General features: G+C 42.7%; 17 protein-coding genes and 1 tRNA gene. 3 read left to right on the top strand and 15 right to left on the bottom strand.

The window, feature by feature from the left end:
• Window positions 1-15: 15 nt before the first annotated feature.
• The 12 genes from DWY31_RS06145 to DWY31_RS06195 form a co-directional block, all read right to left on the bottom strand.
• On the bottom strand, window positions 16-891 hold the full coding sequence (locus DWY31_RS06145; RefSeq protein WP_118519809.1) for a purine-nucleoside phosphorylase: 876 nt from the start codon (window positions 889-891) through the stop codon (window positions 16-18).
• Between the two features lie 23 nt (window positions 892-914).
• Window positions 915-1,406 carry an anaerobic ribonucleoside-triphosphate reductase activating protein gene (gene nrdG / locus DWY31_RS06150; RefSeq protein ID WP_118519810.1) on the bottom strand — a complete coding sequence of 164 codons (492 nt, stop codon included), beginning with the start codon at window positions 1,404-1,406 and terminating at the stop codon, window positions 915-917.
• Window positions 1,407-1,610: 204 nt separating this feature from the next.
• Complete coding sequence (locus DWY31_RS06155) at window positions 1,611-2,762, bottom strand: ATP-binding protein (RefSeq protein WP_118519811.1); 1,152 nt, start codon at window positions 2,760-2,762, stop codon at window positions 1,611-1,613.
• Between the two features lie 33 nt (window positions 2,763-2,795).
• Window positions 2,796-3,563: a tRNA threonylcarbamoyladenosine dehydratase gene (locus tag DWY31_RS06160; RefSeq protein WP_117537506.1), complete on the bottom strand. Its 768-nt coding sequence runs from the start codon at window positions 3,561-3,563 to the stop codon at window positions 2,796-2,798.
• 203 nt (window positions 3,564-3,766) lie between these two features.
• Window positions 3,767-5,956: an anaerobic ribonucleoside-triphosphate reductase gene (gene nrdD / locus DWY31_RS06165; protein ID WP_021860080.1), complete on the bottom strand. Its 2,190-nt coding sequence runs from the start codon at window positions 5,954-5,956 to the stop codon at window positions 3,767-3,769.
• A gap of 167 nt (window positions 5,957-6,123) precedes the next feature.
• On the bottom strand, window positions 6,124-7,314 hold the full coding sequence (locus DWY31_RS06170) for a metallophosphoesterase (RefSeq protein ID WP_117537504.1): 1,191 nt from the start codon (window positions 7,312-7,314) through the stop codon (window positions 6,124-6,126).
• Window positions 7,311-9,161, bottom strand: a complete 1,851-nt coding sequence (locus DWY31_RS06175) for a DUF975 family protein (RefSeq protein WP_118519812.1) — start codon at window positions 9,159-9,161, stop codon at window positions 7,311-7,313. The genes DWY31_RS06170 and DWY31_RS06175 overlap by 4 nt, the downstream gene beginning before the upstream one ends.
• A gap of 91 nt (window positions 9,162-9,252) precedes the next feature.
• On the bottom strand, window positions 9,253-10,197 hold the full coding sequence (locus tag DWY31_RS06180) for a bile acid:sodium symporter family protein (RefSeq protein ID WP_117537500.1): 945 nt from the start codon (window positions 10,195-10,197) through the stop codon (window positions 9,253-9,255).
• 200 nt (window positions 10,198-10,397) lie between these two features.
• A tRNA-Lys gene (locus tag DWY31_RS06185) sits at window positions 10,398-10,470 on the bottom strand.
• Between the two features lie 84 nt (window positions 10,471-10,554).
• On the bottom strand, window positions 10,555-10,689 hold the full coding sequence (locus DWY31_RS14260) for a hypothetical protein (RefSeq protein WP_279209149.1): 135 nt from the start codon (window positions 10,687-10,689) through the stop codon (window positions 10,555-10,557).
• Window positions 10,655-12,682, bottom strand: coding sequence for an arsenosugar biosynthesis radical SAM (seleno)protein ArsS (gene arsS, locus DWY31_RS06190; RefSeq protein WP_021860400.1), 2,028 nt, complete (start codon window positions 12,680-12,682; stop codon window positions 10,655-10,657). Before arsS ends, DWY31_RS14260 begins: the two co-directional genes overlap by 35 nt.
• Window positions 12,683-12,724: 42 nt before the next feature.
• Window positions 12,725-13,819 carry a GTP-binding protein gene (locus DWY31_RS06195; RefSeq protein WP_021860401.1) on the bottom strand — a complete coding sequence of 365 codons (1,095 nt, stop codon included), beginning with the start codon at window positions 13,817-13,819 and terminating at the stop codon, window positions 12,725-12,727.
• 271 nt (window positions 13,820-14,090) lie between these two features.
• Between DWY31_RS06195 and DWY31_RS06200 the strand changes: the two genes are divergently transcribed.
• The 3 genes from DWY31_RS06200 to proC all read left to right on the top strand — a co-directional run bounded on the left by DWY31_RS06200 (window position 14,091) and on the right by proC (window position 16,993).
• Window positions 14,091-14,801 (top strand): L-2-amino-thiazoline-4-carboxylic acid hydrolase, encoded by a 711-nt coding sequence (locus tag DWY31_RS06200; protein WP_117537498.1) that lies wholly within the window; start codon window positions 14,091-14,093, stop codon window positions 14,799-14,801.
• 2 nt (window positions 14,802-14,803) lie between these two features.
• Window positions 14,804-16,117, top strand: a complete 1,314-nt coding sequence (locus DWY31_RS06205; RefSeq protein ID WP_117537496.1) for an amidohydrolase — start codon at window positions 14,804-14,806, stop codon at window positions 16,115-16,117.
• A 78-nt stretch (window positions 16,118-16,195) separates the two neighbouring features.
• Window positions 16,196-16,993, top strand: a complete 798-nt coding sequence (gene proC / locus DWY31_RS06210; protein ID WP_117537494.1) for a pyrroline-5-carboxylate reductase — start codon at window positions 16,196-16,198, stop codon at window positions 16,991-16,993.
• Window positions 16,994-17,163: 170 nt separating this feature from the next.
• Here the strand turns inward: proC and DWY31_RS06215 are convergent, their stop codons facing one another.
• From DWY31_RS06215 to DWY31_RS06225, 3 genes are all read right to left on the bottom strand, one after another.
• Window positions 17,164-18,108 (bottom strand): hypothetical protein, encoded by a 945-nt coding sequence (locus DWY31_RS06215; RefSeq protein WP_021860405.1) that lies wholly within the window; start codon window positions 18,106-18,108, stop codon window positions 17,164-17,166.
• 225 nt (window positions 18,109-18,333) lie between these two features.
• Complete coding sequence (locus DWY31_RS06220) at window positions 18,334-18,819, bottom strand: DUF3267 domain-containing protein (protein WP_021860406.1); 486 nt, start codon at window positions 18,817-18,819, stop codon at window positions 18,334-18,336.
• Window positions 18,820-18,844: 25 nt separating this feature from the next.
• The gene (locus DWY31_RS06225) at window positions 18,845-19,294 is read right to left on the bottom strand and encodes a hypothetical protein (protein ID WP_021860407.1); all 450 of its coding nucleotides are present in this window, start codon (window positions 19,292-19,294) and stop codon (window positions 18,845-18,847) included.
• Window positions 19,295-19,315 lie beyond the last annotated feature (21 nt).

A 19,315-nucleotide genomic window follows, 5' to 3' on the forward strand; every position in this document is an offset into this window, starting at 1 on the left:
TTCTCCTGTATTTTCTTACTTTTCTTCTTTCTCCTGAGCTTCTGCCTCCTTCTGCTCCAGAAAATCTGAAATCCGGATAATCGATTCGGATACAAGACTTCTGAATAATGGTGCCACACGGTCTGCTGTCTCCTGAACTTCCGTATGACTGAGCGGTTCATCTGTCATGCCACATGCCATATTAGAGATACAGGAAATTCCGCAGATCTTCATACCCATATGGTTTGCTGCAATCGCTTCACATGCCGTACTCATTCCGATTGCATCTGCACCTAACAGCCGGTACATCCGGATCTCAGCCGGTGATTCATACTGTGGTCCGGTAAGCTGCAGATAAGTACCTTCGCGCAGAGTAAGCTGAAGATCACTTGCTGTATAGCGAATCAATTTGCATAGATCTTCATCATAGATTTCTGACATATCCGGAAATCTCGCTCCCAGTTCATCTATATTCGTTCCAATTAATGGTGACGGAACAAAACTTGCGATTTGATCCTGGATCAGCATAAAATCTCCCGGCTCATAATCGTAGTTTACACCGCCGGAAGCATTCGTAAGAAACAGCACTTCTGCCCCCATCAGACGCATCAGGCGGATTGGGAGTACTACATCTGTCATAGAATAGCCTTCATAGTAGTGAACCCGTCCCTGCATCGCTACGATCGGTACGTTCCCTACATATCCAAATACAAACTGACCTTTGTGTCCCTGAACTGTAGATACCGGGAAACCATCAATATCATGGTAAGAAATAATTTTCTCCACCTTCATCTTCTTCACATAGTCACCGAGTCCTGAACCAAGTACCAGCGCTACTTTTGGTTTGAACGGAAGTTCCCCCTTTACTGATTCATAACAATCCGTCAATTTCTCATAAGCTGAATTCATAATTAAGTCCCCTTCCTTATTTACATTTACCGCAGTTTTGCAAGTTCCAGAATCCTCTGGTTGCTACTGCCGCGAAATTTCAGCGTAATATCTTTTAATTCTTCTACAAATTCACCATCTACAAGCACATCGATATAAGACAGCATCTCATCTGTCACCTCTGTATACACTCTGCCTCCCTCTACAAGATCCACATCAAAGAGATAGCCGCTGTAGCACCAGATATCTTTCTTCGGATAGGTCTCCTTGATCTCTCTTAGAAGATTCACAAGCACAACCTGATTCTCCGGCTCAAAAGGCTCTCCACCCAGCAGGGAAAATCCCTGAATATATACCGGCTCCAGAAGTTTTAAAATCCGGTCTTTTACTTCATCGGTAAAAGGCTCTCCATAATTAAAATTCCAGGTTTCTTCATTAAAGCATCCCTTGCAGTGATGCCGGCAACCGGACACGAACAGGCTGACACGCACACCCGGTCCGTCTGCAATATCATATTCTTTTATCGTTCCATAGTTCATAGTTATACCTCACATTATTTCTATATAACATTGTAGTGTTTTTTTGCAATAGTGTAAAGTTGGTAAAACAAAGTTTTCATTTTGAAAGCGTGCTTTGAATAAAAGCTTTTGATAAACGGAGGCTGACTGATGCAGCCTCCGATTGTTGTAAGAGTAGCATATTTCTATCTGAAATGAAATCTCATTTTCTCTGATATATTTTCTCTACACTTCATCATAAGTGTCTAAGAAATTATGTTTCACACCGTCTTTCTTATATGCCACGATTGTATTTAAATTGACATTTTCAACGCTTTTGAAAATGTTGCCCTCGACGAACCGGTTCGTCTTTTTCAATTCGCTGATGAGATTCTTGATCTCGATCCGCTTGGACTGGTTCTCTTCATTGTTACATGTTGTACAAGTGTCTGTAAATTTACATGCACACTGAATAAAACGCAAATCGTTATAATCTCTCCATGCCTTGATGTCATCTTCACGCACAAGATAGAGTGGACGGATCAGCTCCATTCCCTCAAAATTTGTACTATGCAGTTTTGGCATCATCGTCTGGATCTGTCCGCTGTAAAGCATTCCCATCAGGATTGTCTCGATCACATCATCATAATGATGTCCCAGCGCGATCTTATTACATCCCATATCTTTTGCGAAATGATACAGATGTCCTCTGCGCATTCTCGCACAGAGATAGCACGGTGATTTCTCTACATTAAATACCGATTCAAAAATATCGGATTCAAAGATTGTGATCGGAATATTCAGTTTCTTCGCATTATCTTCAATAACCTTGCGATTCTCCGGGCTGTATCCCGGATCCATTACAAGAAACTTCACTTCAAAATCAAACTTGTTGTGTACTTTCAGTTCCTGAAAACATTTCGCCATCAGCATCGAATCTTTTCCACCGGAAATACAGACTGCAATCTTATCTCCCGGTTTTACCAGTTCATACGTGTTGATCGCTTTTGTAAATTTAGACCAGATTTTTTTCTTGAATTTCTTGCGAAGGCTCTGCTCTACTTCCTTTGCTTTCTCATTATTCTGATCCTTATCCATCTCTTCTTTCATAACGTCCATCAGCCAGGCCACATAACCGCCTTCCAGGCTCTCTGCGTTATATCCTTCTTCTTCCAGCTCTTCTGCGATCTCTACGCTGATTTTTCCTCTGCTACAGCAAATAACCTGCTTTTTCTCCGGATCCAGCTCTTTATTTTTTAATTTTTTTTCAATCTCTTCCGGCTTTACCGCAATTGCTCCAGGAATTGCTCCGTGGGAAATCTCTACCTCACTGCGGATATCCAGAAGCTCATAACTGTCTTTTGCTAATTTTTTTAATTCCGCTATTGAAATACTCATCTTTGTATCACCAATTCTGCTTTCTTATCGAATCTATTTCTGTGTTTCTCCTGCAGCCAGGTCTTTTACCACTTCACCGGCAATAATAAGTCCTGCCACCGAAGGTACAAATGCCACACTTCCCGGAATATCTCTTCTCTCCGTGCACTTATGCTTTGCTCCAGGCGGGCAGATACAGTTGTGTCTGCAGCTGGTCGCCATATCTTCTTTCGGTCTGGTTGGCTGCTCTTCTGAATATACCACTTTCAGCTTCTTTACGCCACGTTTTTTCAGTTCCCGGCGCATAACTTTTGCAAGCGGGCATACTTTCGTCTTATAAATGTCTGCCACGCGGAACATACTGGCATCCAGTTTATTTCCGGCCCCCATACTGCTGATGATCGGCACATTTTTCTCCTTTGCCGCCATCACAAGTGCGATCTTCGCCGTTACCGTATCTACAGCATCGACGATATAATCATACTCTTCAAATGCGAAATCATCTGCATTTTCCGGCAGGAAGAAGCAGTCATGGATCGTCACTTTTGCATTCGGATTGATCTCCAGGATACGGTCACGCATCACTTTTGTCTTATATTTTCCAACAGTCTTTCTTGTCGCAATGATCTGACGGTTCAGGTTCGTCAGACATACTTTATCATCATCGATCAGATCAAATGCACCTACGCCGCTTCGCACCAGTGCCTCGCAGACGTAACCGCCCACGCCACCGATTCCAAATACCGCAACTCTGGCATTCGCAAGCCTGTCCATTGCTTCTTTTCCAAGTAATAATTCGGTTCTCGAAAATTGTGTCAGCATCTTCTTATCTTCTCCTTCTGCCGTACGAAACGTGTCTCACAGATTTTATCGCAATAATAGAACACGCTTTGTAAGTTTGTTACGCAAAACCAGCGGCTGCATTCCATGTCTCTCATGCATGCACCCGCCGGTCACTTCATATTCCCAGTAATTCAATAGGTTATATTATATATGGAGTTGTTCTTTTTGTCAATCTTTCCTTCTTACAGGTGAAGTACGCGGTCTTTGATTTCCTGTGTTCTTCCCTGATTCCAGAACTGTGTTCCGATATATCCACAGGTTCTTCTTGCTACACATAACTTATCCTGATCTCTGTTACCGCAGTTCGGACACTCCCAGATCAGTTTACCGTTTCCGTCTTCCTTGATCTGGATCTCACCGGTATAGCCGCAACATTCACAGTAATCGCTCTTCGTATTTAACTCAGCATACATGATATTCTCGTAAATATACTGCATAACGGAGAGTACTGCCGGAATATTGTCCTGCATATCCGGTACTTCGATGTAGCTGATCGCTCCACCCGGAGACAGCTTCTGGAATTCGGATTCGAATTTCAGTTTCTTAAATGCATCGATCTTCTCTGTTACATGTACGTGATAGCTGTTCGTAATATAATTCTTATCGGTTACGCCTTTGATGATTCCAAAACGTTTCTGTAAACATTTTGCAAATTTGTAAGTTGTAGATTCCATCGGTGTCCCGTATACGGAATAGCTGATGTGCTCTGCTTCTTTCCATTCTTTGCACTTATCATTCAGTTTCTGCATAACTTCCAGTGCAAACGGGCTTGCTTCCGGATCTGTATGGGATTTGCCAAGCATACGCATGCACATCTCATAAAGGCCCGCATATCCGAGAGAGATTGTTGAATATCCATTATAAAGCAGTCTGTCGATCGTCTCACCCTTCTTCAGTCTTGCCAGTGCACCATACTGCCACAGGATCGGCGCTACATCGGAAATCGTTCCGAGAAGACGCTCATGTCTGCAGCGGAGTGCCCGGTGGCACAACTCCAGACGTTCATCCAGAATCTTCCAGAATTTATCCATATCTCCATTAGAAGAACATGCCACATCTACAAGATTGATCGTTACAACTCCCTGATTGAAACGTCCATAGAACTTATGGCTTCCGTCCGGATTTCTCTGCTCGTCCTCAACTGTCAAAAATGAACGGCAGCCCATACACGGGTAAACTTCTCCCTGCTTCAGCTCACGCATCATCTTAGCGGAAATATAATCCGGTACCATACGTTTTGCTGTACATTCTGCTGCCAGCTTGGTCAGTTCCCAGTACTTGGAACCTTCTGTAATATTATCTTCATCCAATACATAGATCAATTTCGGGAATGCCGGAGTGATCCATACACCTTTTTCATTCTTAACGCCCTGCATTCTCTGTCTCATCACTTCTTCAATGATCATAGCAAGGTCATCTCTTAACTGTCCGTCTTCTACTTCATCCAGATACATAAATACGGTTACAAACGGCGCCTGTCCATTACAGGTCATCAGTGTGATAAGCTGATACTGGATCGTCTGGATTCCGCTCTTTACTTCATCGCGGAGTCTGCGTTCTGTAATCTTGTCAATGATTTCCGGATCCATGCTCTCGCCACATTCTTGTCTCTCAGCGATAACATTCTTACGGAGTTTCTGTCTGCTGATATCTACAAACGGTGCCAGATGTGCCAGTGTAAAAGACTGTCCGCCATACTGGTTACTTGCCACCTGTGCCACGATCTGGGTCGTTACATTACATGCTGTAAAAAAGCTATGCGGCTTCTCGATCAGCGTCTCACTGATCACTGTACCATTCTGCAACATATCCTGTAAATTGATCAGATCACAGTTATGTTCTTTCTGTGCAAAATAATCAGAATCATGGAAGTGGATGATTCCTGCTTCGTGCGCCTGCACAATCTCTTCCGGAAGGAGCAGACGTCTGGATAAGTCTTTGCTGACTTCTCCTGCCATGTAATCTCTCTGTGTAGAATTGATCACAGGATTCTTGTTGGAATTCTCTTGATTTACTTCTTCATTCATGTGCTCGATCAGTGCGAGGATTCCATTATCTGTTGTATTTGATTTTCTGGTAAGCTCTCTCTTATAACGATAACGCACATACTTCTGTGCGACTTCATATCCACGCATCTCCATGATGCCGGTCTCTACCATATCCTGAATATCTTCTACATTCACGGCATGGCGATATTCGTTCACTTTCTGACCGATTGTATCTGCCACTGCAAGAATCTGATATTCATTCAACTGATGGATCCGTTCTACCTCTTTGTTTGCAGATTTGATCGCATTTATGATCTTATCAAGCTGGAACGGTACTTCCTCTCCGTTTCGTTTGATCACATGATTTTTCACTTGAATTCCCATAATCCCCTTGATTTCTCCTTTTTTAGCATTCTTTTTTTATAACAAAATATAGATATTTTTAACTTGTCATTACACAATATGTTGTGTCTTTTACTATCATACACCAATTCAGAGCGAAAAGAAAGAGAAAGTTTTACTTTTTTGCAATTCCCTTTCTCTCTTTCTCTCTAATTGAATTTTATCTTAATCCGGCAGATCTCACTCTTCGTACCCACTCTCATATCCGGTCCGAATACGCCAAGCCCGGAAGTCACGATATTATGCATCTTTCCCTTTTTCAGATAGCCATAGGAGTTCTCCCACATCATGTCCGTAACCAAGTTCCCCGGGAACATCTGGCCATCATGTGTATGTCCACACAGATCCAGATCCACTCCCGCATCTGCCAGTTCTTTTAATTCTCTCGGTTCATGATCCACTACAAGAATTGGTTTCTTCTGATCCATTTCCTTCACCAGTTCTTTCGGAAGCTTTCTCTTCCTGATCCCTCTTCCCGGACGTTCATAATCAGCTCTTCCGAACAGATAAAAAGCATTGTCGATCTCGACTGCTTCATCCCGAAGCAGATGAATATTTGATTTCTCCAAAAATGTATCCATCCGCGGATCGCTCATCTTCTTCCCTTTTCTCGGAAATGTAAATCCTGCCAGAATCTTCTCCTGTATATCATGGTTGCCGTAACATGCATAGACACCATACCTGCTCTTGATCGATCTTAATATCTTCTCCAGGCGCTCCGGATTATCCAATGCCTCATATTCATTGTCAAAAATATCTCCCGCGATCACTACAAGATCCGGTTTTGACGCATTGATCTTCTCCACCATCCGCTGCATATGGCTGCTGCCGATGCTGTATCCCAGATGGAAATCAGCCACAAGAACAAGATTCAGTTCCTTCCGATTCCCTGCTTTCTTTGATATCTTTACCTGATAATCTGTCGTTACGATATGACGTGCACCATAGATCCCGGCGGCACTGAATGCCAGAATCACTGCCAGACATATACTGCCCACGATAACATGTCCTTTTCTTGAAAAAAGTCTTTCCTTTTTCGGAAATGACACATGTTTCAGAATGAGTCTTATAAGATCTGCTACAAGAACTGTAAGCAAGATATATAATAACACACCCAGCCAGTAATTGCCAATCCCTTTCAGCACTCTTTGTAACATCGACGGCGGTACAAGGAATCCAAAAAGCAGGCTTAGCGCCAGAAAAACGTACACTGTGACGAGCAGTCCCCTGAGAAAAAAATTTTTTGTCACATCGTGACAGGCTGCAAGCCAGTGCAGCATGCGCCAGAGTATATATCCGCATAATAACAGATACAGCGGAGCCAGATATAATGCGATCATTGTTTTACTACCTTCCCTTCTTTTTCATATGTCCGGACGGCTGTCGTCCTCATTTTGCTGATTCCTTTCCCCTCATTCGGATGACGTACCGACCACATCTGATCTGCGCCAAACAATACTAACAACAGCACACATAACGCAATCAGACGTCGCATCGGAAGCCTGCGGATCAGATTGTCTAAAAATGGCGCCAGTACATATACCATTACAACGCCTCCGATTCCAAATGTCAAAAGCCCTTCTGCACAGATCCTTCCGTTAAGATTCAGAAAATATCCATGATAATCCCACCATCGCTTGCCATGCGTTATAATCTCTAGGAAATAAGATGTATAATATTCTATAAATCCACACAAGGCTACCGCTGCAATAAATTCTGCCACAGGTTTTCTGCGCAGACGGTTCAGCAACAATAAAATCAGTACACTGCCAGCCCCGTAAATCGGCAACCACGGACCGTGAAGAACCCCACGGTTAACAAAACATCCTTTGGTCAGAAAATGTAGACTCACTTCCCACACCCAGCCTGCAAATGACATAATAAAAAACATCATGATCACAGACCAGATAGAGTAATGACGCAAAAAGTTCATATTTTCCAGCAGATTATTTCTCTTCACTTCCGAAATCGGATACAGTCTGGTCGGATAAACAATTCCTTTGTATGCACGTATATCATGCACAACCCGGAATTTTCGGTTTGCCTCTTCCTCCAGCGCATCCATCTCTTTCTGATGCAGCACTGTGATTCCCAGTGTATTTGCAAGAAACTTCTGAACTCCAGTCAGACCTTCTATAACAACCGGCGGTTCTTCCTCCACTTCTCTAACGTCTTCATAAGCCGCATCCAGCACCATCTGTTCCGGATGCTCATACAGATATCTATCATTTAACTGTTCTGCCAGCGGAAGTTTCCTGTCGATTGCCTCCTCTCGCAGACTCACATAATATTCTGCCATTGTCGCAGCCATAAATGGATTGATATAGAAAATGTTGGCAATTCCCATTGTAAAAAATCCAAGAAATCTCCAGCCCCAGAACGACAATTCCATCACAAAACATTCCCACTTATGCCCGTCCATCATCTGCCTTGATAATGTGATCGCATCTGCCGCCTTAATTGATGGATTCTCTGCTGCAATATAAGGAACCAGATAATAAGAATAATATTTGACAACGCCCCCGATAACCGTAAGCCCCCACACAGTGTGCAATGCCTGTTTTAACAGAAGCGTGACTCCCGCATGCATCCATTTGCGCACCCGCATCAGGAACCACACTCTGTGTAGCGGAACGCGCTTATAACAGCGCCCTTCCAAAAGCATCCTTCGCATAACAATCTGATACACATCTACGATAAAGGTCTGCACGAAAAAGATCAGTGCCAGGCTGACAACGATCAGCAGCCAGGCAGCTATGTTATCCGAGCCGACCAGTGAGCGCACCGCAACTGCAAGTGTAACAATATATTCACCGGAAGCGGCTTTATTTACAATGCCGGAAAAGACACCGCTGCTTCGTCCAAGAACCGCATTTTCATTCTTTTTTGATTCTTCTTCATAGCGTTTCTTCTTTTCATCAATGCGCGCTCTCTGCTCCGCCTCTTTTCCTTCATTAAATTCTTCCAGATTATCATAGAACGCTCCGATCAGGTTATCCGTTGTCAGACGATTGACCGTGTTCTCTGCTTCCGCATAAGACACTGCTGCGTCCTTTCCCAGTTTCACGGAAGTGGTAAATTCTGTTCCGATCATGCCTGCAATAAGGCATAACATAACAAAAAGCCAGTAATGCGTCTTCAACACACATCTGGCTCTCTTCTTAAACTCTCTTCGTCTTTTGTGCATCCTTTTTCCTCATTTCTTTTGTTGGTAAAATTATAAATAGAATACACATCCTTGTAAAGAAAATAATTCTAAAGATATTCTTAGGGAAATCTTAGTTTTTACTGCTGTCACCCGGCTGCTCCGTTGCTTTTCCATAAAATGCAGCCAGTACCTGTTGGAACAACGTTCCGATCATAACCGGGAACATCACTTCTCCCGGGAAATATGCCGCCGCAATCACGGCTCCCACGCTGATATTACGCATTCCGTTTCCGTACATCATGGAAATAGATGTTTCGTGATCCTTCTTCCATAATTTTGCGACCAGAAGTCCGATTGCATAACCGCTTGCCGCCAGTACGAGAATTGTTACTGCTACAGCTACCCGCTGTCCGTTCATATGGCGAATATACGGTGCCACTTTGGATGAATTGGATATTACAACAAATATCAACGCCAGTTTGGAATAAGGTGCGAGCACTTTCGGCAAACATTCTTTTGCGCGATTATGGCTGATCTGATTCAGGCACATAGCAAAAATTGCCGGAAATGCCACCATGAAGATCAGCTCCTGCATCATCTGTACTGTATCCATATGTACTGTTTTTCCAAGAAGAATCCTTAATGTCAATGGAATTAAAAACGGCGACAACACCGTATCTGTCACCACCAGAGACAGCGATAACGGACTATTTCCGCTGTAGATTGTTATCCACATCAGTCCTGACACCGCTGTCGGCACTGAAAATTCCAACACCATCCCGGCAATCAGCCTTGCATTATCTGTGAAAAATAAATGTCCAAGTCCGCAGGCAAATACCGGCATTACAACATGAATAAGCCCGAGCATCACAAGAAGTATTGACGGGTTCTTAAATACCCCCGCCACATCTTTGAAGCTAGACTTCAAAGCACCATTAAATGTCATAAATGCAAAGACAAACGGAACATATGGGAGTCCATGTTTTGCAATATCCGGGAACCACACGCCCAAAAGAAGGCAGATTGGTGTCACCAGTGCCATCCATTTTTCTATAAAACGGTTAAATGCCGCCATGTTGTTCCCTCCTCGTCGCTATAAATCGAATGTGCCTTGGCACATTCGCGCGCCTGCGGTGGTCGCTTGCGACATCATCATTGTACGCCGCAGTGCGCATCCTGCCGGAGGCTTTTGTATAATAGGAAATGAAATTTCCTATTATACAAAAAATCGCCGTCCCTGCAGCTCTGTTGTCTGCAAAAACAGCGATCTTATAGTGCGCGATCAGGGGTTCGAACCCTGGACACCCTGATTAAGAGTCAGGTGCTCTGCCAACTGAGCTAATCGCGCATATCCTGCGTCATCAGTTTTCCGTGACGCAAGTAATATTATATGACATGTTTTTCTAAAAATCAAGTGTTTTTTAATATTTTTTTATTTTTCTTCCATATTTTTCCAGAAATCATTTTCATAATTTCCAAACAGCTCTTTTTCTATCCGACAAATCACACCGGCAGAACCTTCCACTGCCAACTTAATGTGACAGATTCCCACCACAGCTGCTTCCATATCCTGCCGTACAACTATAGCAAACTGCACAGGTATGAATCTTCCGCGGCTTCGGCGCATGATCCGCAAGCTCTCTGATATGTGCTTCCCCATCTGGTTTCATTCCAAGGACATGATAATATTCACAGTCATACAGACTGCCATCGTAATCAACATTGATCTGATCCCGGCACATAACCTTCGGCAGATTGTCTTCATTGAAGTTCTCACTCTGCAGTTTCAGATAAGATCCAAGTTTTCCCTGGTGCTTTAACTCCTGCCCGAATCTTCCGATCGGCACATTTCCAATTGCGATCAAATCCGTAAATACAATGCCATATTCCTTTTCCAGAATTTCTCTGTATGTCTTTTCCAGCATAAATTCATTCGGTGGCAGATACGGGCCATCTGTATTATACACAAGCGTCAGCCGCAGATCATCCTGTCTGCCATAGCCTCTTGCATTTAATTCCTGTAGAATCTTAATCGCCGGATCAAATACATGTGCGCCTCTCTGCTTTTCCACAACTTTCTTATTATAGTAAGGCAGAGAACAGACAATACGGACTTTATTTTCTGTATATACATCTATTAAGTGAGCATATGCTTCCTTCTGCAAAATAACAAGATTTGTGCGGACAATCACATCGCCAAGCTTCGATGCTGCCTCAATGAAATAAGTAAGATTCGGATTCATCTCCGGTGAACCGCCGGTAATATCCATCGTTCGAAACCCACCGGTCTTAAATGCCTGCAGGCACTGATCCATTGTCTCTTTGCTCATCATCTCCGTTTTATCCGGCCCACACTCCAGGAAGCAGTGTGCACAGGACAGATTACACCTGTAGCCGACATTTACCTGCATTGTCGTGAGCTGCTCTTTGGAATACAGCTCATCCACACCTTTGACACGATCCATTAATTCCGGAATGTCATACCGTCTGACTTCTTCTTTCAGTGTCCTTGCTGTAATCTTTGCATTTTTATCATACTGCGTCGGATTAACACTCTGATCCAGTTCTTTAAACAGGCCATAATGTGTCTCCCCTTCTCCTTCAACCGTAAAATAATTACAGAATCTGGAAGCCCTTAAAATCTTTGCAAGATTACCACTGATTCCAAGTGGTTTATTTTTCAGAAAACGGAATGTCTCATCAAAATCGCAATACCGTTTATTTTCCTCCATCGTTCCAAGATAGGTCGCACTATGTCCGTAATTTTCTTCCCGGTCCTCCAGGCCGCTACACTTAAATGCGCGTACTGTACAGGAATAAAACTGGATGTCTCCTGTCAATCTCGCAATCTCGAAATCATGCGGCTGGATCGGTGTCTTTTCCATCGTATAATAAGTGACAAAACCACATTTTTCCATCATTCTGCGGAAATCTTCCAGATACATGGAGCCACCCATACATTCTCCGCGCATGACCGGATCATTTTTTATTTCATCCGGAAGCCTGCGGTCGGCAAAAACATCGGAGAAATAAATCTCTCCGCCTTCTTTTAATACCCGGTATACTTCCCGGAAAATCTGCTCCTTGAACGGCGACAGATTAATTACGCAGTTAGATGTCACAACATCGATGGAATTATCTTCAATTCCGATGCTTTTCAGATCTTCGATATATCCCAGATGAAAACTTGTATTCGTCTTTTCGAATCCAAATGCCTCCATCTGCGCTGCTTCATTACGGATGGCAACTTCAATCTGGGACGGTGTCATATCTACGCCATAGACATGTCCCTCTTCCCCAACCAGTTTAGATAAAATATAGACATCTCTTCCCGTACCACATCCGAGATCCAGCACATGGCATCCTTTCATTCCCATCGGAATCGGAGAACCACAGCCATAAAAACGGTTTTTTATCTCATCCTTGATCAACGGCAAAATATCTTTTACATACTTCGGCGGCGCTGAACTGCAGCAGCACGCATTTGTTTTGAGGTCATCACTGCTTTGCAGGATGACTCCATAATATTCCTTTATTTGTTCGTGAATATCATTGCTCATAATTTGTGATCTCTTTCCCATTACTTTGTAACAGACTTTCGCTTAATGTCTTCCCTCGTCCATCATTCCGAAGCACTCACTGAAGAATACTTTAATCTTTACATTATATTTTTCAGCTACAGCATCAAATGCATCATCTACAATATCTAATAACAGATCAGATTCGCATACTGCACGCGCATTTACAACAAGACGCAATTTTTCTGTTTCTTCTTTCAGTTCCTGGTCATGGATGATGTCATAATCTACACCGATCAGACTGAATTTTCCATAATCATTCTCTTTTCCTACTGCAAATGTCTTCAGATGTGGAACATTTCTCTTATTTGCAATCAGTCCGTTACGAATCTCGTCAATGAGATCGTCAACTAATTCATTTCCGTCAAATGCTTTGCCGTCTTTTGCTGTGATAAATACATTTCTGTTGAACCATGACATACTCTTCTCAGCTGCAACGAATTCCGGTCCGCCGTATCCGATATCTGTAATGTTCACACGGCTCTCTGCAGTCAGTACATAGTCTGCTACCTGTTCCAGACCGATCTTTTCTTTTGCAGAGATAGGGAACACCGGAATATCCGGGCAAGCTTCTTTTAAGAATTTTACATAGCGGTCCACTTCCTCATCAGACATCAGATCGATCTTATTCAGAACGATACAGTCTGCTTCTTTTAACTGTGCATCCAGAAGGAATTTTAATTCTTCCGGAAGATGGATATCTGCCTGCTCCGGCATGATCATACGAAGTCTCTCCGGGTCTGTTACAACAAGAAACGGAGCCAGTGTAAACTCATCCTTGTGGTTCTTGTCCAGATTGCCATATACATGATCCAGTGCACCGATTCCGCATCCCGGAATATCAGACATAACCAGATCTTTCGGCTCTCTGTTCAGACGCTCGATTCTTTCGATCAATGTATCCGGAATATAGCAGATACAGTCGCCGCCGATCGGTGTGACTTCTACATTCTGACGATCAGAATACTCTGCATCGATAATATAATTTGCTCCCAGGTCATTTGCAATGATTGCTGCATGTTTGCCTGTGCTGTTAATGTACTCTGTAAGTGCTACCATCGTCGTTGTCTTTCCTGCTCCAAGGAAACCACTGACTACCATAAAACGTTTTTTGTCCATTGTTTTTTACCTCTTTTTACATTTTGTCGTTCTTTTTTTCTATATTTTTTATACAGTTTATCTCATATAACCATCATAGCTTTTTTTCAGATAAAAAACCACTCATATTTTTTAATAACTAACGACAGATATAGATTTTTTCTATTACTGATTATAGATTATCAGTTATATTTTGTGTCTTTAGTTTCCTCCCTTACACTGGTATCTTCTTATAAAATGTAGTATAATGTCTCCAAACTTTAACAGACTACTATGTGAAAGGATGATAATTATGAATACAGCCAAAGAAACGGTTTCCTGTAAGATCGAACATCATGCAATGATGTTTGCTTTTCTCGCCAAGCGCGCTATTGAAATCTGTGGCGAAGAAGGAAAACAGGCAATCTTAGACGGTATGACTGTCTATGGTAAAGAACGAGGTGCAAGAATGGCTGCACGAGCGATTGCTCACGGCGATCCGCTCAACACAATGACCAACCAGGCTTACGGCGAGTGGAAGCCTGACTATGACGGACAGATGCAATTTGGTACACTCCGTACCGAACCGACACTTCAGACTTATATTTCGAAATGTGCCTGGTGTGAAGCATGGAAAAAGCACGATATTACAGAATACGGTAAACTTTATTGTGTCAATGTTGATAATGCGGTTTATCAGGGATTCCGCTCTGATTTTGTCTGTACCCCAACTGCTACATCCATGAGCTGGGGCGGCGAACAATGCGAATTTGACTGGGGCTATCCACTGACGCCGGAAGATGTCGAAGCTCTCGCTGCCAAGAAGAAGGATCTCGGCACTTCCTGCATGAAAGATTTTAATTTTCACACCGCACATCTGAAAGATACAATTAGTAAGACACTGATCGAAAAGCTTGGCACAAACGGTCAGAAAGCAATTGATCTTGCCCTTGCTGATTACGTGGATACTTTCGGTCAGGAATATCTGGATGTATTAGAGGGTGCTTACCCGGAGGAAGTTTAAATATGACAGATTCTACGATCAATCATTTCAGTGAAGAAATTTGTTCCGAATCTTCCGCCAGCCGTAACATTGTAGCAGACTGGCTTAAAACACATCAGGCAGAATTAATTGATACGGCAAATTACATATTTGCCAATCCGGAACTTGCCTATCAAGAACAAAAATCTTCGGTGCGTTTAAGTACTTATTTACAGGAACAGGGATTTACTGTTTCAAGCGGAACTGCAAATATTGAGACTGCCTTTACCGCAACCTGGGGCACAGGAAAACCAATCCTTGGATTTCTCGCAGAATACGATGCACTTCCCGGTGTCGGACATGCCTGCGGTCATAACTTACTGGGCACTGCCGTAATCGGAGCCGCCTGCGCACTGAAAAATCATATGGAAACAGAACAGATTCCCGGCACGATCTGCGTCTACGGTTGTCCTGCTGAAGAGATCATGTCCGGCAAGATTGTTATGAACAAAGCCGGCGTCTTTGATGGCCTGGATGTTGCCGTAACATGGCATCCATTTGACCGGAACCGGATCAGCAACGATATCTGGATGTCCCAGGATGTGAAAAATTATACTTTCCACGGAGTCAGCGCACATGCCGCCAAATCTCCGCAGGAAGGGCGAAGCGCTCTGGATGCAGCCGAACTTATGAATATCGGTGTAAATTATCTGCGTGAACATGTGCCGGATGAAGTCCGTATGCATTATGCATATGTCGATAACGGAATCCCGTCAAATGTTGTTCCGGATCTTGCAAAGACGAATTATTTCATCCGTTCTTTCAAGCGTTCCCGCACAGAAGATGCCAGTGCACGTGTGGATAAATGTGCACGCGGTGCTGCCATGATGACAGATACAACCGTAGATATTGAACTGGTCACCAGCTGTAAAGAGATGAAAGTCAACCGTGTGCTTGCAGAGCTGTACTATGAGGCAATGACACATATCCCGACTCCGGAATATACCGAAGATGAACTGACATTTGCCGCCGAACTCAGTAAAGAAGCCGGGTTGGAAAATGACGGGATTTATTTCAAAGGACTGGAACCGCTGGAGCCGGAACCTGTTCCGATCTTCATCGGTACAGACGCTACGGAAGTCAGCCACACCGTTCCTCTCATCACCATCAGTGCTGCTACCATGTGCCGCGGTACGTCTCTGCATCACTGGGCTGCCGCAAAGCAGGCAGGCATGAGTATCGGACACAAAGGTATGCTTTACGCTGCACGCTGTATAGCAGAAGGGACAAAGCTGCTGTTAGAAACCCCGGACAAACTGACTGCTGCCTGGGAAGAATTTAAGAATACAGATGCCTGATTGTGAACGCGCAGCGCGCGACACAATCTGTCTGATAATAATTCATATTAAACATTTTGATTTAGGAGGTCGATTATTATGGTAACAAAGAAAATCGGAGTCATCGGATGCGGAAACATGGGAGGCGCGATCCTCTACGGCGCACTGGAAAGCGGTGTACTCGCAAAAGAGAATGTATACGTTTACGACATTAACCCTGCCATGATGGAAAAAGCAAACGGCTGGGGTGTCAATCTCGCGGCAGACGATGAAGATGTCTGCAAGAACAGCGACATTATTTTACTTGCCGTTAAACCTCAGAATGCCGCAGAAGCTTTAGAGCAGTGCAAAAAAGCACTGGACGGTAAAGCAATGATGTCTATCGTAGCCGGTGTAACAGTCGAAAGACTTCAGGCTATGATCGATGGTACACCTAGAATCCTGCGCCTTCTTCCAAATACTCCGGCGATGGTATTTGCAGGAGCATTTGCTCTTTGCTCTGACAATGATTTCAAAGAAGATGAAATGGAAATCGCCAAATCCATCTACAGCTCTATCGGTGTTGTTGAACTCCTTCCGGAGCATCTCATCGATGCAGCCTGCGCATTAAACGGTGGCGGTCCGGCTTATGTTGCAATGTTCATCGAAGCAATGGCAGACGGTGGCGTAAAACAGGGACTTCCTCGCGCTACTGCATACCGCCTTGCAGAGCAGACCTGCCTTGGAACTGCAAAGATGCTTCTTGAGATGGATATCCATCCGGGTGCTTTAAAAGATATGGTAACTTCCCCTGCCGGAACTACCATCGAAGGCTGCGAAGCACTGGAACGTGGCGGCATGCGCGCTTCGGTTATGGAATGTATCAAGGCTGCTGCTGAAAGATCCAGACAGTTATAATCCAGAATATTAAATTGTAGTATGATATTTTTCTTACATAATCTGAATTGATTGAAAAAGAGATTGGCATATCATTCAACTGATACGCCAATCTCTTTTCATTCATACTAGTTACAATTTTTATTTTATAGCTTAAATAATTTCCGGACTAAACCCACGGTGCAGTACCGTTAAATATTCAAACCTGTTTTCTCTCGAAATTCTTTCAAAGAGTCTGCTCTCGCGGCTGCTTTCAGCCAGCTCGTTAAAACCTGCAGGTCTTTTTCTGATTCAATCCGGGTTTGAAGTACTTCCGGAATATCGCCAAGTTCCTGCAAGATTTCCATCAGCGAATCAATCTTGCCCTTCCGTATTCCAGCGGCTTCGCCTTTCTGTATTCCAGCCGCTTCGCCATCTGCATATTCTTCCATGCGTATTAACCTTTCCCGCTTTTCCCACGTATAATCCAGATGTGTCATTTTCTTCACTTCATCCTTCCTGCTTCTGAAAAAATCTTCCAATATATGATTCGTTATACAATCATTTATCGCACTGTCCACAGCCTCTTCCAGATTCATTCCCTGCCTTTGATTCTCCCTTACCTTTTCCACAAAATATGTATATCCTTCCAGTACTGCTGATTTTCTTTTCAAAATCTGATTGTTTTCCGGATTGATATTATAAACTTTGCAGATGATCTCTATCTGCAGTTCTTCGGCTTTGTGGTAAAACGAATCCGACAGTCTCATTTCTTCGTATTCCGTTCTTTTTTGTGTCCCATTATAAAATACGATAAAATGCGGTGTCGGTATCTGTATTTGTCTTCTGCTGAATAGATCCTTGTCATTATCTTTCAGCCAGTCCTGCAATGTATTTACAAAATAGATTAAACTTCGAAGTGGCATATTGGGATTGTATGTGGATTGATGCTCATAAAAATTGATGTTCATATCAATAATGAATGAAGCATCATTCCGAATGGAGAGCGACACGCCCCGCTCCAACTGAACAATCTCCACTTCCTCCGGATTGGTATATTCCGAATCGTTTAATGCATTGTAAACTTCCAGCGCATTTTCTTTGCTTTCCATTAACATGGAAAATACATCACTTTTGTACTCTCTGTTTTTTCTCATGAAATACTCCCTTCTTTATTCTGAGTCCTTCACAAGAAATTGTGCGGTCTTCGTTAGTACCTTCAGGACTCCTGCTGTTATTAGTGAAATTTAAAAGCATGAATTCCTTTCAGATACTTTAGATATGAATAAGACACGCTTAAAAGCGCAAAAGAAAAAGATGCTTTTATAGGAGTTTAGCACTATCAAATCATCTTTTCAACTTATTTTTATTTCTTTTTTGTTCTATTTTTCAAAAACAACAACTCCACATTCATATGGATGGTCATAATATACCTGGTCTTCCTTGTCAGAGTGATATCGTAATATTTTCATAATAATCAAAAAATCTCCACCGCCGCCGAGAGTCATAAATTCCGCAAGATAAAGGCACACAAGATTGCCTGTCATGATTGCCACTACTCCCAACCCTGCTCCAAGAACCAGTGTTGGCATTGCCGCTCCCAATACATACTGCCATTTCTTAAGTGGTACCGAACAATGGCAGTACGGCGTCAGCATCTTCCAGATCACGCCAAAATTTATAGATTGAAAATGTTTTTCTGCAAATATTCCCCATGTAATTCCGTGAATCAATTCATGCACAACTGTCAACATCAGCGTAAACGGGAGCTGCCATATTAAAAGTTCCAGAGAAAGTGGGGATGCCCTGACAGCTAAAACAGCTACAATATACTTACACAACAGTATATCGTAGCTGTTTTCTTTCACTTAACTATTTTGTTATCTCTTTTAATCATTTTTTCAAGCCAAAATTTTGTTTGAGTACATCATATAGTTTTGAATTTTCGTTTAAAATAATATATGTTATATCTGTTTGATTTAAGTGAATTTCACCTTCATTATTTACAGTAAATGTTATATAGTCATTATCCGAAGAAACTGTCATTGTATAGAGTGGCTTTTTTATTTCCATCCCTAATTCTCTGCGTTTACGCTTCATCTTTGTTTTTTTAATTTCATCAATAAGATTCTTATATATTACCGTCTGCAAATCTGTGTCATGTACAATTGGATTCTCATCACTCTCCATTTTTTCGACAGATATAATTTTCCATTTTGTTGATGAACCTAAATTTTTGTCTATTTGTCTTACCAATGTCGTATGTCCATTCAAAACTATAATTATTGCTATAATTCCAACTACAACAACAGTACTTATGCACATTAAAATTCTTTTTTTCATTATTTTCCCTCAACAAGAGAC

The sequence above is a fragment of the Dorea sp. AF24-7LB genome (assembly GCF_003478575.1).
Classification (GTDB): domain Bacteria; phylum Bacillota; class Clostridia; order Lachnospirales; family Lachnospiraceae; genus Dorea_D; species Dorea_D hominis.